Source organism: Faucicola osloensis (assembly GCF_020041925.1).
Taxonomy (GTDB): Bacteria; Pseudomonadota; Gammaproteobacteria; order Pseudomonadales; family Moraxellaceae; genus Faucicola; species Faucicola osloensis_D.
In genome coordinates this window covers 929,719-942,727 of the sequence record NZ_CP083409.1, presented here as the reverse complement: position 1 = coordinate 942,727, position 13,009 = coordinate 929,719, and the positions used below count along the sequence as shown (strand labels likewise).

Annotated in this window: 15 protein-coding genes; 9 read left to right on the top strand and 6 right to left on the bottom strand. The window is 44.0% G+C overall.

Features of this window, described 5'->3' with window-relative positions:
* The first annotated feature begins 11 nt into the window (after window positions 1-11).
* The 5 genes from LAJ61_RS04120 to LAJ61_RS04100 all read left to right on the top strand — a co-directional run bounded on the left by LAJ61_RS04120 (window position 12) and on the right by LAJ61_RS04100 (window position 5,248).
* Entirely contained in the window at window positions 12-656 is a 645-nt protein-coding gene (locus LAJ61_RS04120) for a histidine phosphatase family protein (RefSeq protein WP_224054571.1), read from the top strand.
* A gap of 37 nt (window positions 657-693) precedes the next feature.
* On the top strand, window positions 694-2,175 hold the full coding sequence (locus LAJ61_RS04115) for a UDP-N-acetylmuramoyl-tripeptide--D-alanyl-D-alanine ligase (RefSeq protein WP_224054570.1): 1,482 nt from the start codon (window positions 694-696) through the stop codon (window positions 2,173-2,175).
* 221 nt (window positions 2,176-2,396) lie between these two features.
* Window positions 2,397-3,515, top strand: coding sequence for a phospho-N-acetylmuramoyl-pentapeptide-transferase (gene mraY / locus LAJ61_RS04110; RefSeq protein WP_224054569.1), 1,119 nt, complete (start codon window positions 2,397-2,399; stop codon window positions 3,513-3,515).
* A 203-nt stretch (window positions 3,516-3,718) separates the two neighbouring features.
* Complete coding sequence (locus LAJ61_RS04105) at window positions 3,719-4,288, top strand: hypothetical protein (protein WP_224054568.1); 570 nt, start codon at window positions 3,719-3,721, stop codon at window positions 4,286-4,288.
* Window positions 4,289-4,351: 63 nt separating this feature from the next.
* On the top strand, window positions 4,352-5,248 hold the full coding sequence (locus tag LAJ61_RS04100; protein WP_224054567.1) for a putative RNA methyltransferase: 897 nt from the start codon (window positions 4,352-4,354) through the stop codon (window positions 5,246-5,248).
* A gap of 10 nt (window positions 5,249-5,258) precedes the next feature.
* Here LAJ61_RS04100 and xerD read toward each other — a convergent pair whose 3' ends face one another.
* The 6 genes from xerD to recN form a co-directional block, all read right to left on the bottom strand.
* The gene (gene xerD, locus LAJ61_RS04095; protein ID WP_224054566.1) at window positions 5,259-6,203 is read right to left on the bottom strand and encodes a site-specific tyrosine recombinase XerD; all 945 of its coding nucleotides are present in this window, start codon (window positions 6,201-6,203) and stop codon (window positions 5,259-5,261) included.
* Between the two features lie 36 nt (window positions 6,204-6,239).
* Window positions 6,240-6,512, bottom strand: a complete 273-nt coding sequence (tusA, locus tag LAJ61_RS04090) for a sulfurtransferase TusA (RefSeq protein WP_224054565.1) — start codon at window positions 6,510-6,512, stop codon at window positions 6,240-6,242.
* Window positions 6,505-6,957, bottom strand: coding sequence for a hypothetical protein (locus LAJ61_RS04085; RefSeq protein ID WP_224054564.1), 453 nt, complete (start codon window positions 6,955-6,957; stop codon window positions 6,505-6,507). Before LAJ61_RS04085 ends, tusA begins: the two co-directional genes overlap by 8 nt.
* A complete protein-coding gene (gene ruvX / locus LAJ61_RS04080) occupies window positions 6,954-7,439 on the bottom strand; it encodes a Holliday junction resolvase RuvX (protein WP_063619555.1) in 486 nt (161 codons plus the stop codon). Before ruvX ends, LAJ61_RS04085 begins: the two co-directional genes overlap by 4 nt.
* Window positions 7,432-7,998: a YqgE/AlgH family protein gene (locus LAJ61_RS04075; RefSeq protein ID WP_007115043.1), complete on the bottom strand. Its 567-nt coding sequence runs from the start codon at window positions 7,996-7,998 to the stop codon at window positions 7,432-7,434. The genes ruvX and LAJ61_RS04075 overlap by 8 nt, the downstream gene beginning before the upstream one ends.
* Window positions 7,999-8,097: 99 nt before the next feature.
* Entirely contained in the window at window positions 8,098-9,804 is a 1,707-nt protein-coding gene (gene recN, locus LAJ61_RS04070) for a DNA repair protein RecN (RefSeq protein WP_224054563.1), read from the bottom strand.
* A 595-nt stretch (window positions 9,805-10,399) separates the two neighbouring features.
* On the opposite strand from recN, the gene ppnP reads away from it, so the two are divergent.
* The 4 genes from ppnP to LAJ61_RS04050 are packed head-to-tail and all read left to right on the top strand — an operon-like array spanning window position 10,400 to window position 13,009.
* Window positions 10,400-10,738 carry a pyrimidine/purine nucleoside phosphorylase gene (gene ppnP / locus LAJ61_RS04065; RefSeq protein WP_007115041.1) on the top strand — a complete coding sequence of 113 codons (339 nt, stop codon included), beginning with the start codon at window positions 10,400-10,402 and terminating at the stop codon, window positions 10,736-10,738.
* A 60-nt stretch (window positions 10,739-10,798) separates the two neighbouring features.
* On the top strand, window positions 10,799-11,575 hold the full coding sequence (gene rlmB / locus LAJ61_RS04060; RefSeq protein WP_224054562.1) for a 23S rRNA (guanosine(2251)-2'-O)-methyltransferase RlmB: 777 nt from the start codon (window positions 10,799-10,801) through the stop codon (window positions 11,573-11,575).
* Window positions 11,576-11,587: 12 nt separating this feature from the next.
* On the top strand, window positions 11,588-12,262 hold the full coding sequence (locus LAJ61_RS04055; protein WP_224054561.1) for a hypothetical protein: 675 nt from the start codon (window positions 11,588-11,590) through the stop codon (window positions 12,260-12,262).
* Between the two features lie 21 nt (window positions 12,263-12,283).
* A complete protein-coding gene (locus LAJ61_RS04050) occupies window positions 12,284-13,009 on the top strand; it encodes a hypothetical protein (RefSeq protein WP_224054560.1) in 726 nt (241 codons plus the stop codon).

Sequence of the window (13,009 nt, the reverse complement as noted above, 5' to 3'; positions counted from 1 at the left end):
AGCCTAGCATCATGAAAAAAATCTACCTAATCCGTCATGCCCAAAGCGAGTCCAATGCAGGGCAAGCAGTGCGCCCCAATCATGCCATCAATCTTACTGACATTGGCAAGACGCAAGCGCAAGCATTGGCGGATTGGCTCACTGACCATATCAGCGAGCCAGTCACCGAGATTTTTGTATCCCAGTATCTTCGCACCCAGCAAACGGCTCAGCCTTATCTACAAAGCACTAAGCGTACAGCCACTGTCATCGAAGAATTGCACGAATTTAACTTTTTGGATTTTGACATCATCAAGGATTTGTCATTTGATGACATCCGTGTGATTGCCGATGATTTTTGGCAACAGCATTCTGCGCACCGAGCCAGTGAGCTGACGGACAGTTTTGAGCAGTTTGTTGAGCGAGTACAAAAGGTGCGTGCGTATTTTGATGCCTTGCCCGATGGCACCTATCTAGTATTTACCCACGGCATGTGGATAGGCATGCTTATCTGGCAACTGCTACTTGGCGATAGCCCGCGTCTATATAACATGAAAAAATTCCGTGAGTTTGAACTGGCAACGCGCCCCAAAAATTGCGAAGTGTTGTTGCTCGCTCCTGCAGGAATCAAGAAAGTATGGGTGCGCAATGATGGGCAAGATGACGAGATTCGCTAGTAATAAACTATAAAGAGACCCGAATAAAGAGACCAAAATGACTGCATATATTTGGCAATCTGCCAACCTAACCGAAGCGGTAAAAGATCTAAACCCAACCTTTCACAGTGATTTTACCCAGACATCCACAAGAATTATCACCGACACCCGCAAAATCGAAAAAGGCGATATCTTTTTAGCCATCCAAGGTGATAACTTTGACGGGCATGACTATGTACAAACTGCCAAAGATAAAGGCGCGGTCTTAGCAATTGTCAGCCGTGCAGTCGAAAGTGACTTGCCGCAACTTGTAGTGACTGACACCAAACTGGCACTCGGCAAATTAGGTGCTTACCGCCGTGACCAACATCCCAATCTAAAAGTTGTTGCGATTACAGGCTCGAGCGGTAAAACCACCGCCAAAGAAATGCTTGGCAGTATTTTAAACCGTATTGCGCCTACCTTAATCACCCGCGGCAATCTCAACAATGATTTGGGCGTGCCGATGATGCTACTAGAGCTGACCGATGACCATCGCTATGCCGTGATGGAGCTTGGCGCCAATCATGTCGGAGAGATTGCTTATACCACCCAGCTTGTCAAGCCCGATGTCGCTTGTGTGCTCAATATCGGCACGGCACATTTGGGGGAGTTTGGCGGGCGTGATAATATCGCTAAGACCAAATCTGAGATTTATCAAGGATTAAGTAACACAGGTACAGCGATTGTGCCATTTGCTGATGAGTATTTTGATACGCTACTCAATAATGCCCAACAATTTACCCAAAATATTCTAACCTTTGGTGAGCGTGACGTGTTCTTGGCAGATGCTGGCGTGGATATGCAACAAGCCAAAGAAATTGGCTTAACCGATGAAGATACGGTGCTACTGATGGGTGATGTGTTTGCCGACGATGTGGAAGTCGGTAATTCCAGTACCTTTAGCCTAAATTTCAATTTTGAGATTGATGAAATCGAAAGCCAAAACGTCACTTTAAACTTTGCAGGTGAACACAACATCAGCAATGCCTTAGCCGCGGCCGCCTGTGCGCAAGCTTTGGGGCTGTCGATTGATGATATTGCCAAAGGACTCGATGCCGCCAAACCTGCCAAAGGTCGACTTAATTTTATTGAGTTTGGTAAACATACTTTAATTGATGACACTTATAATGCCAATCCCAGTGCCGTCCTTGCTGCAACGCAAGTGTTGGTGAGTCAAGGTGCGCCCACCATGTTGGTGTTGGGCGATATTGGTGAGTTGGGTGAGGCCGCCCAAGAGGAGCATCGCAAGCTCGGTGAGGCTATCGCCGCCTCTGGCGTGACTGTGCTGTATACGGTGGGGGAGTTAACGCCTGTTACCGTCGCGCAAGCGCAAGCATCCGGCATGCAAGCACAGGCATACCCAGATAAAGCCTCCCTACTTGCGGCGATCAAAGATAAGTTAGCGAGTAGTGATGACGCCTGGCATATCTTGTTTAAAGGCTCGCGCTATATGATGATGGAACAGGTAATTGAAGAGTTAACCTGTCAGCCATCCTAACTAAAAACAGAACTTTCATCAGCCATTTGATAAAAATTGGCTGATTTTTTATGAATTTTTACTTAAAATAGTCAACTTTTCATGATGGGTTTTTGCTGATGAGTCAACGTGATACGGTTTTCACAGATAGTTTTCATAGCGAGTTTTCATTTATTTCATCATGATAATGACAGGGAGCTTAAGCCCCTGTTTTTACCCGAAATTCCCTAAGGAGTCCACTCGTGCTATTGTGGTTATTTGAATGGCTAAGCCAATTTTATTCCCCATTTTCGGCTGTGTCATCGCTGACCTTACGTGTTTTATTAGCGGTGCTGACTGCGCTGGGTATCAGTATGGTGTTTGGTGGACGCGTCATTGAACGGTTGCGTGCGCTCAAATATGGACAAGCCATTCGTAACGATGGTCCACAGAGTCACCTTGCCAAAACAGGCACACCCACCATGGGCGGGATTTTAATTTTGGGCAGTATTTTGGTGACCACGCTACTGTGGGCGAATCTAACTAACCCCTACGTATGGATTTTGATGGTGGTGTTGGTGATTTTTGGCGCGGTAGGCTGGGCAGATGACTGGCTAAAAATCAAATATAAAGATCCAAAAGGCTTGATTGCACGCAAAAAATATTTTTGGTTATCGGTTGGTGCTTTATTTGTTGGTCTGTCCTTGTACTGGATTGCCAGTCAGCAGCCGCATGTGGCGACAGCTCATGCCATGCAAGATTTATTGATTCCGCTGTTTAAAAACGTGTCGATTCCTTTCTCCGCTGTACCATTGGGTTTGGCGTTTATTATCTTTACTTATTTTGTGATTAATGGCACCTCAAATGCAGTCAACTTAACCGATGGTTTGGATGGTCTCGCCATCTTTCCTGTGGTGTTGGTCGCCGCAGGCTTAGGGGTGTTTGCTTATGTGTCAGGGGATTTTCGCTTTGCTGAATATCTCCATGTACCCTATATTGCTTATAATAGCGATGTCACAGTCGTATGTGGTGCCATGGTTGGGGCGGGCTTAGGGTTTTTATGGTTTAATGCCCATCCCGCCCAAGTGTTTATGGGCGATGTTGGTGCATTAGCGTTAGGCGCAATGCTCGGCACTATTGCTGTGATGACGCGTCAAGAAATTGTGCTGTTTATCATGGGTGGTCTATTTGTGGCAGAAGCGGTATCGGTCATGCTACAAGTAGGCTCTTACAAACTTCGTAAAAAACGCATCTTTCGCATGGCGCCCCTGCATCACCATTTTGAAGAAGGCGGCTGGAAGGAAACCCAAGTGGTTACCCGTTTTTGGATTATTACCATTGTCTTGGTTATATTAGGGCTGATGACGTTGAAACTTCGCTAACTTTGCTACGTTCGCTAACGGCGCTTTGCATCAAATGGCATCTTCGGATGTCATTTTTTTTGTCTGCATTTATGGATTTATTTGCGCATGTACAAAAAATTAAATATGCTATAATTTTTATATGGTGATGACTAAATTGTAGGTAAAGTGTTTGATGGCAAGCTACTCGTTTAGCGAGCACTGTCACAACAAGGAGGTGTGTGTTGAAAGTAACTATTAATGAAATCCCTGTTACACTAGCTTGTAGTGAGGCCGGCAAACAAGCGCTTAACACGGCTGAAATGACGCTTAGACAACGCCAATTTATCTTATTGATTAAAGAAAATACTAGCTTGGGCGAGCAAGCGGTGAGCAATTTATTGTTTAAGTTAGATTTACAACAACTGATTGAAAAAGGCTGGATTAGTTGCGATGTGCCGCTAGGGCAAATTTTCAAACAACCTAGCACCCCTGTTGCAGCGTTGGCAAGTGCTATTGCCACTACAGACGCACCATCCGCTGAAACTGTATTAAGCAAAAAATGCTGTGATAAAAAAACGGGCGCGAAAAATTTACAGTCATTCCTAAATACTTATACCAATGCTAAGCTAGCGGCTCCTACCATCCCTGATAGGTCAAACGTTCAATTGCCATCGCTGCGAGCAGCGGACACATCACAGCAGCATCCGATGGCAGATTCAACACTGGCATTAAAAATACCTGAGGCACTGCAACCAAAAATGGCTCAAGTGCATGAAGATATTATGATTTTGCAAAGTCTGATAGACGACTGATGTTGCGCAGTTACAGCGGGTTATCTGCTTTGGGTTCTTAACGCTTTTTTTTGAGATATTTTTATGGTGGCATTGCCTTCGACATTTTCTGCAAATTTTCGCTGCCCGATTTGCCAAAGTCCGCTAAAGGTGGGTGAAAAAGTTTGGCAATGCACGGGTGAAAATCCGCAGCAGCGGCAACATGGCTTTGATGTCGCCAAACAAGGGTATGTGAATCTACTGCCGGTGCAAAATAAGCATAGCAAAAACCCTGGCGATAGTGATGAGTCGATTATGGCGCGGCGTCGTTTTCTACAAGCGGGGTTTTATCAGTCGCTGCAAGATGGGCTGTATGACTTTTGCAAAGGGCTATTATCCTCCCAACCATCGGTAAATTGGCTAGATATTGGCTGTGGCGAAGGATATTACACTGAGCGATTTTTACAGCTTAACCCAAGTAAGTTAGTCGCGCTTGATATCAGCAAACCTGCCGTAATTGCCACGGCCAAACGACTTAAACCAATTAGCACGACCACACGAAAATATTGCTTAGTGGCATCTGCTTCGCAAGTACCATTGGCCAGTCATGCGGTGAGTATGTTGACCAGTATTTTTAGCCCGATTTTGGCGGATGAATTTCATCGGTTGGTCAGCGACCAGGGCTTTGTAGTGATTGCCAAGCCTGCAGTCAATCACTTGATTGAGATGCGTGATGGGCTATTTGAACAAATCGTGGCACACGACTCAGACAAATTTATCGATGAATTAGCACCGTATTTTGAGTTGGTCAAGCAAACACGGGTGGAAACCAGGATTTCGCTTACCGCTAAGCAGTTACAAGATTTATTGACGATGACGCCCTATGCGTTTCGGGCGCAGCCAGCCAGACGTCAGGCATTAATCGACCGCTGCCAGCAAGCAGGGTCAATGTGCTTTACGACCGATTTTATGATTTATGGGTTTCAAAAAATTTGTCTATAAACAAACAGCCTTAAGCGCGCGGATGATGCTGCTGATGTAGCTGTTGCAGTCTTGCCGTAGCAACATGGGTATAGATTTGGGTAGTTGATAAATCGCTGTGACCCAATAACATCTGTACACTGCGCAAGTCAGCGCCGTGATTGAGCAAATGAGTAGCAAAGGCATGACGTAAGGTATGCGGAGAAATTTCGCTGTCGATACCGGCTTGCTTGGCGTAGCGTTTAATGACATACCAAAAGTTTTGGCGGGTCATGTAGCCGCCTTGTTGGGTCAAAAATACCGCTTGGCAGCGACTTTCTCGCCCATTTTTCATGATACATAATTGCGGTCGCGCTACGGTCAAATAATCGGTCAATACATCAATCGCCACCTCGCCAAGGGGTACCAACCGAGTCTTATCGCCTTTGCCGGTAACCTGTAACCAGCCAGCATTGAGATTGACTTCACTTAACGATAAATGAATAAGCTCAGAGACACGTAGCCCGCAGGCATAGAGCACTTCAAACATGGCTTGGTCACGCATGCCCAATGGGGTCGATGTATCTGGGCTAGCGAGTAGGGCGTCGACATCACTTTCGGATAAATCTTTGGGCAGCGCACGTCCAAGTTTTGGGGTCTTGATATGCTCACACGGGTTGTCATCACGCTGATTGGCGTTGATTTGCCATAAAAAAAACTGTTTAAGCGATGATAAGGCACGCGCTTGGCTGCGTGCTGTTTTGCCTTGTTGATAGAGCGCCGCTAGGCAAGCCAACACGTCACTGGTGTCCCAACGGGTGATGGCTTTGCTACAGGTGGCTTCACACAGCATCAAGTCACGAATATAAGCATTGCGCGTGTTGGTGGCAAGTCCCCGCGTTAGCAATTCTTGGCGAAACTGCTGAATATAACTGGGCTCATCATGAAGGTGTAAGGCTTTGACTTGGCGAGGTTGGCGCGCGGCGACTTGGGACATAAATGACTTAAAATCTCGGGATAAGGGGGCTTTTTTTTAACCAGCTTTTTTCTTAATCCAGTAATGATACACATTGGCATACGGATCAGGGTTTTGGTGTTGTTGCGGGTTGATGATGTCTTGCTGCTCGATAAGTTCATGCCCCAGATGACGACAAAAATTGGGGATATCGCGCGTGGTCGCAGGGTCAGTGGCGATGACGTGAATCACTTCCCCTGACTGCGCTTTACGAACGGTTTTATGCAGTAGCATAATCGGCTCTGGGCAAATCAGCCCTTGGGTATCGAGTTGGAAATTGGCATCAGGCATGTTGAGTCTCTGTTTGTCGACTTTCTTGGATAAAATTAAAAAAACGGGTTAAATTGGCTTTAAACATAAAAGCTACCCCAATCCAGGCGGCTAGGGCGACATAGCTACTGATAACAAACAAGCCAAATCCCATACCGATACACAGCGCAAGCATGCTCGGCTGGCTTAAACGGTAACGGTATAAAATAAACGCCACATAGCAGGATAGCGGTATGGTCAGTCCAACGAGTCCGTAAGGCACCCAATGAAATAAATTATAAATCGTTTGACTGTCCTTAAACTGTGACAAGCTCTTTAGGGTACCAAATAATAAAAATAGCGCAATTGCCAAATAAACCAGATAGATTGACCATTTGTTGAGTCGCTGTGCGTGTTCAATCAAACCAATAACAGGGGCAGAAAAGCCTTTGGTCGTTGGCGTAGCAGGCGCATTTAATTGAGTCATGATAACAGCGCTCCTTCGCCACTTCTAAGCCAACTGCCAAGCATAATCGCTGAGGCGATACTATCAATCGGCTCTTTGTCACTTTTGATTAACCCATATTCCCAAGCCAAATTTTTGGCTTCACGGCTAGTTAAGCGCTCATCTGCCAAAATAATCGGGCGTGGTCGATGCGCTTCTTCAAGCTGGTGCTTGAGCCTACGAGCAAATTTTTTGGCACGATTGCCAAGCTCAGATGCAGTGCCATCCATATTCAGTGGCAAACCGATGATGATGGTGCTCACTTGCCATGACTCGATAATTTTTAGCAATTCATCCCAATTGGGTTTGCCATTATCCATTTTAAACTGCATCAACGGGCTTGCGGTCTGGGTTAAGGTATTGCCCAAGGCGATCCCCATTTTTGCGATACCAAAATCAAGCCCCATCACCGTTTCGATAGTGTGGGTGTGATGGGTATCTTGCGCCATAGTCAGGTTAAGCATGCCCGATATCCGTACTCAGTTTGTTAAAATCAACGCCCAACTGCTGAGCGGCGACTTGCCAGCGAGTCTGATGGTCGATATCAAACAATAGCCCCATTGATGCCGGCAAAACAAACCAATCGCCTTGGTTGATTTCTTCTTCTAGCTGCCCTTTTCCCCAGCTAGCATGACCCAAACAAAGCTCAAAATGCTCAACGCCTTGACCATTGGCGATACTTTGTAAAATATCCTTGCTAGTGGTGATACAGACGTTTTCGGTGATGGCAAACGAAGATACCCAATCAGGCTGTCCCGTATGGAGCACAAACCCAACTTCCGGGTTCATAGGACCTCCATCTAAAGGCAATTTTCGGTGCAAGTCGGTGATGGTCACATCAATATTTAATTCTTCAAACAGTTTGGCGACGTTGCTGGTTTCGATGGGTTTGTTAACTACCAGCCCTAACGTGCCTTGTTGGTCTTGACGGCAAATATAGACCAAAGATTGATAAAAAATCCCGCCGTCAATATTGGGCGAGGCTATCAAAAAATGGTTGGTAAGATTTTGGTTTTTTGACATTCAGTGGCATACCTAATTAAAAGCGACTTAAAAACGACAAACATTAAAAACAATAAGCATTAAAAGCGATAAACATTAAAAGCGACAGGCGATATTAAATTAACTTACCCGGCGACTTGCTAGCAAGCTGCGCGCGTGTTTGAGCGTGTCTTCGGTAATATTGACCCCGCCCGACATCCGCGCTAATTCCTGCACTTGGTCATCACCCGACAGTATTTTTAAGTGAGACTGCGCCTTCTCTTGCTGGGTTTTATAGACCAAAATATGCTGATGGGCTTGTGCCGCGACTTGCGATTGGTGAGTGATCGCAATGATTTGTTGTTCTTCACCCAGTTCACGCAGTAATTCGCCCACCACTTGCGCCGTGCCACCACTGATACCCACATCTACTTCATCAAATACCAATAACTGACGGGTGGTGGTTGCCATATCGGTCGTCGTATTACGGCAAACCCCTTGCGCATCAATGACTTGCATGATAAGGGCTAGCCGTGATAATTCACCGCCTGAGGCAATTTTGTGAATCGGTTGCATCGGCATGCCGACATTGGCACTAAATAGCAGTTCTATTTGCGATAACCCGATACTTTGTGGTTTATCAAGTGGGGTAAATTCAAATGCCGCTTGCACATTGGGCAATGCCAATGCTTTTAACCGTGCAACTAGGGCTTCAGCTAACGTCGTGGCATTGGCTTGGCGACTGTCATCCAACGCTTGAGCTTTTTGCAAGTAGGCTTGATAAGCTTCTTCAATTTGCTCTGCCATCGCTTCAGGCGACATTACCGATTGCAAATCATCTAATTGCTGTTGCCAGGCTTGGCTGTCTTCAACAAGGCTTTCAGGGGTGGTGTGATATTTACGCGCAAGTCGGTGGAACGTCGATAACTGCTCATCAAGTAGCGCTAACCGCTTGGGGTCAAGGCTTTGCCCTTCGGCATAATTGCTCAGGGTGCTAGCGACTTCAGCGATTTGGGTATGTGCTGAGTACAACTGTTCAACACAATCAGCATAGGTTTGGCTAAGCTCGGTCTGCGCTTCACACAGTTTAATCGCCCGATTAAGCAGGCTTACCACATCGGGCTCATCGCTGTCATTATCGAGTAATTGCACCGACAAGGCGGCTTGCTGCATGAGGTTTTCAAGGTTAGATAATTCATCGTATTCAGCTTCAAGTTCACTGTATAAGATACTGGCAATTGGCTCGATATCGGCTAATTGATTGCTCAATAGCTGAATTTGCTGCTGGCGCAATTGCTCGTCTTTGGCGTGCTGCGCGGCTTGTGATTTAAGACGTTCGTACTGCAAAAACGCTTGTTTCACGTCGTTTGCTTGGCTGTTTAATCCCGTGGCGCTATCAAGCCATTCCATCACAAACTGCGGACGCAGCAAACTTTGCTGGGCATGTTGGCTGTGAATATTGACCAGTAACCCACCTAAAGTTTTAAGCTCATTCATACTAATAGGCATGCCATTGAGCCAAGCTTTACTACGAAGCGTACCGTTTTGGTTAGCAAGTTGCCGGCGAATCAGCAGCGTATCGTCTTCGAATGGGTAATTTTGCTCGCTCAGCCATGCCATGACTTCAGGTAATTGACCGATATTAAATTCTGCAAAAGCGTCTGCCGTGGTCTGTCCATGCCGAATCAAACCTGCGTCACTACGACCACCCACGCACAAGGTCAAAGCATCAAGCAATAGTGATTTACCAGCACCTGTCTCGCCAGTGATAATGTTAAATCCAGCATTCATCTCAATCTCAGCATTGGTGACGAGGGCTAAATTTTGTAAGGTTAACTGTGTCAGCATATCAATCCTATCATTGACGTTAAGAGTGGCACATTGGCGGTCAAATTTGCAAAAACTTTATTGTAACCTTGTCATGAAAAGCTCACAATAATCCTAGACAAGTCTTCAAAAATCAGTAAAAATTCCATCTAGCTGTTTCACACTAAACAATAGCATAATTGGGACAATTACAAAATAAGCAACGCAAAAATCCAAATTTCCGTCAGCTGGCTATCTTTGATGGGTATCTGTGTCTAGCAATCTTCGCCTAGTCAAGTTAAGGGCGGTTTCATCGATTGTCATAAAACATAGATTGCTATAATAGATTGTTATAATAGAATAGATTGTCATAAAAGTTGACTAAATTTGATGATATCCTATTGGTCTAAACAACGTCTGCATAAGGATAACGGAACATAATTTTTTATCAACCGTTAACAATCTATCGGCAATATCATTGGCTGATTGCGACAAGTCACGGACTGCGTTTGATTATAAAACCCATTTGTCGACTAAAAAAAGCGGGTTGCCGCAAAACGACCTGCCATTCTTTATAATTCTTTATAATAAGGCAGCGTTATCAAGTCAACTGACTGTGTATTTTAAGGAGAATCTCATGACGTCACCTAATCGTTTCGACCATGTATCGGTAGAAAAAATAGCGAATGTTTACTATGAAGGTCGTACTTTTAGTCGGACCGTTTGGTTTGAAGATGGACGCAAAAAAATGCTAGGAATCGTGCTACCTTGTGATGCCGATGTGCCCGCCTATGAATTTAAAACGGACTCATCTGAACGTATCGAAATTTTGGCAGGCGAGTGTGAAGTCAAACTGGCAGGCGAGGAAGAATTTACTTATTACCGTGCCGGACAAGCGTTCTTGGTCGAAGGGCATAGCAGTTATGAGCTACGTAATGAAGCAGTCGTGCAGTACATTTGCCACCTAGAAGGCTAGCGGATAATATACAAGGCTAGCGGCAAGGCAAATATAAAATCGAAAAAAGGGTCATCAATCATGGCAAAACCGAGTTATTTTTATGGCATTCATGCCGTGCAATCCATCTTGCAACACCGCGGTATCGATGGGTTGACACTCTTTATTCAAGACGGTAAAAAACAAGATGATGCCACGGTAGCCAACATCACCGAGCTTGCCCAAACCTACGGGATTGCGATACAAATCAGCGCCAAAGACAAACTCACCAAGCTTGCAGAAAGTCCGCAGCATCAAGGCGTGGTGTTGCAAGCCCGCCCTGCTGAACTCCAAGATGAGGCAGATCTCAAATACCTCGTCGACAAACACCAAACCGAGCGAAAACCGCTATTACTACTGGTGCTTGATCAAATCACCGACCCGAACAACCTTGGCGCGTGTTTGCGTACCGCTGTGGCGATGGGCGTCTCAGCCGTCATTATTCCCAAAAATCATAGCTCAAGCATCACCCCAGCCGTGGCAAAAGTCGCCGTCGGTGCGGTGGAATTAATGCCTTTTATCCAAGTCACTAATCTTGCGCGTACGCTCACTGACATCAAAAAACAAGGGGTGTTTGTGTTTGGTACGGCACTCGATGACACGGCAAAGCCCGTGCAAGACTGTGATTTGACAGGTGATGTGGCGATTGTGATGGGCTCAGAAGGTGACGGTATTCGCCGTTTGACCGCAGATACCTGCGACCAGCTGGTTTATATCCCGATGCCCGGCAATGAACATGGGCAAATCCAAAGCTTAAATGTCAGTGTCGCCACTGGCATGGTGCTGTATGAAGCCAGTCGCCAGCGCGCTAAAAAATAATGAGAAATTAAAATGGGCTTTAATTTTCATCAAAGCACAATATTTAAAGATGCATTAGATAGAGAATTCCGATTTTTCGACGTCTATCAAGCCCAAAACCAGCCGAGTTATCAAACATTGATAACATTTTTTGTGATTGATAATCAAATTACCTCTCAAGCTATTTCATTTTATCGGCAGCAAGTGAATTGTAAGCAATTGATTGCCATACAAGTTGATGAGCAAGTAGATAAAGAGATTTTAGCATTAGCTGATAATGTTATTTACTGCCGTGATAATCAAGTTGAAAACGTCTTTAAAGCCTTTGATATGATGTTAGCTGATTATGGGTTTATCTATTTAAATGCTATGGATGTTGAGTATTTTTTGCAAAAGAACCGTTATTTACTATTTGTTGAATACTGTCAAACTGGGCAAAATATAGCAGATTTAATTGATAATAATTTGAAAAAGGTTCTATCGAGAAAGCCAAATTGTAAAGTTAATGGCGTTTTGATAGTTGAAATCGCGCAATCAGAAGTTTATGGTTTTGAAAATCATGGAAAAGTTATACAAGGTATTGTAGATAGTGGCTTGTTAACAGAAAATGACGATATATTCACTGCGATAAATTTTCAAGAAGCTGAAAATATTTGGGAAGATGGGGAAATAGGTCATTATCTAAAAGTCTTTTTTGGATTTAATTGAATAGCATAAAAAGTATTTATCGTGAGTTTGAAGCAACAATTATTTAATTGTTATTTAGCAATAGTAAAAGAAAATCAAGAGTTTTTAGATAGCACTTTAGGTATAGAAAAATTATCTAAATTATTTTTAACGCCTGTAACTGATAACTATGAAAGCGCAAAAAATAAAATTATGATAGTTGGTAGAGAAACAAATGATTGGCTGACCAGCAATAAGCAGTTCAATTCCAACGTTTACGATGAAGATTATATCCAAAAATTAATGGATAAAAGTCATAATTACTTTGTTAAAACAATGGATGGCTCACAAGCTCAAGGTGCAGGTTTTTTTAATTTTCTAAAGAAAATAGCAAATAAAAGTGGTAAGGAAGGTTTGATTTGGTCGAATGTGTATGCTTTTGATTATAATAAAGGGCACATTAACAACTCAAAAAATAAAAATTTAATTAATGGTGTTGTAAAAATTTCTGAAGAATTATTAAAAGCCCAAATTGAAATTTTAAAACCCGATTATATTATTTTTGCAACGGGTAATGAAGGTGTACAAGCTCGAAGACAGTATTTTCCAAATGATAAATTAACGGATAAGAAGCCAGTTGGAGGTTTCGAAGTTGAAGATTTATGGTCTTTTAAGTTGCCAGATAATGATGCTATCTGCTATAGACTACATCATCCATCTGCTTGGGGTAAAAAAAGAAAAAATGAAATTGAAAGCTACTTGATAGATTTATTACCGAGCAAAGAATAA

Bases quoted from the DNA above. Each gene is read 5' to 3' on its own strand.
- LAJ61_RS04120 (WP_224054571.1), top strand. From the start codon at position 12: ATGAAAAAAATCTACCTAATCCGTCATGCCCAAAGCGAGTCCAATGCA.
- LAJ61_RS04115 (WP_224054570.1), top strand. From the start codon at position 694: ATGACTGCATATATTTGGCAATCTGCCAACCTAACCGAAGCGGTAAAA.
- LAJ61_RS04100 (WP_224054567.1), top strand. From the start codon at position 4,352: ATGGTGGCATTGCCTTCGACATTTTCTGCAAATTTTCGCTGCCCGATT.
- xerD (WP_224054566.1), bottom strand. From the start codon at position 6,203: ATGTCCCAAGTCGCCGCGCGCCAACCTCGCCAAGTCAAAGCCTTACAC.
- tusA (WP_224054565.1), bottom strand. From the start codon at position 6,512: ATGCCTGATGCCAATTTCCAACTCGATACCCAAGGGCTGATTTGCCCA.
- LAJ61_RS04085 (WP_224054564.1), bottom strand. From the start codon at position 6,957: ATGACTCAATTAAATGCGCCTGCTACGCCAACGACCAAAGGCTTTTCT.
- ruvX (WP_063619555.1), bottom strand. From the start codon at position 7,439: ATGCTTAACCTGACTATGGCGCAAGATACCCATCACACCCACACTATC.
- LAJ61_RS04075 (WP_007115043.1), bottom strand. From the start codon at position 7,998: ATGTCAAAAAACCAAAATCTTACCAACCATTTTTTGATAGCCTCGCCC.
- recN (WP_224054563.1), bottom strand. From the start codon at position 9,804: ATGCTGACACAGTTAACCTTACAAAATTTAGCCCTCGTCACCAATGCT.
- ppnP (WP_007115041.1), top strand. From the start codon at position 10,400: ATGACGTCACCTAATCGTTTCGACCATGTATCGGTAGAAAAAATAGCG.
- rlmB (WP_224054562.1), top strand. From the start codon at position 10,799: ATGGCAAAACCGAGTTATTTTTATGGCATTCATGCCGTGCAATCCATC.
- LAJ61_RS04055 (WP_224054561.1), top strand. From the start codon at position 11,588: ATGGGCTTTAATTTTCATCAAAGCACAATATTTAAAGATGCATTAGAT.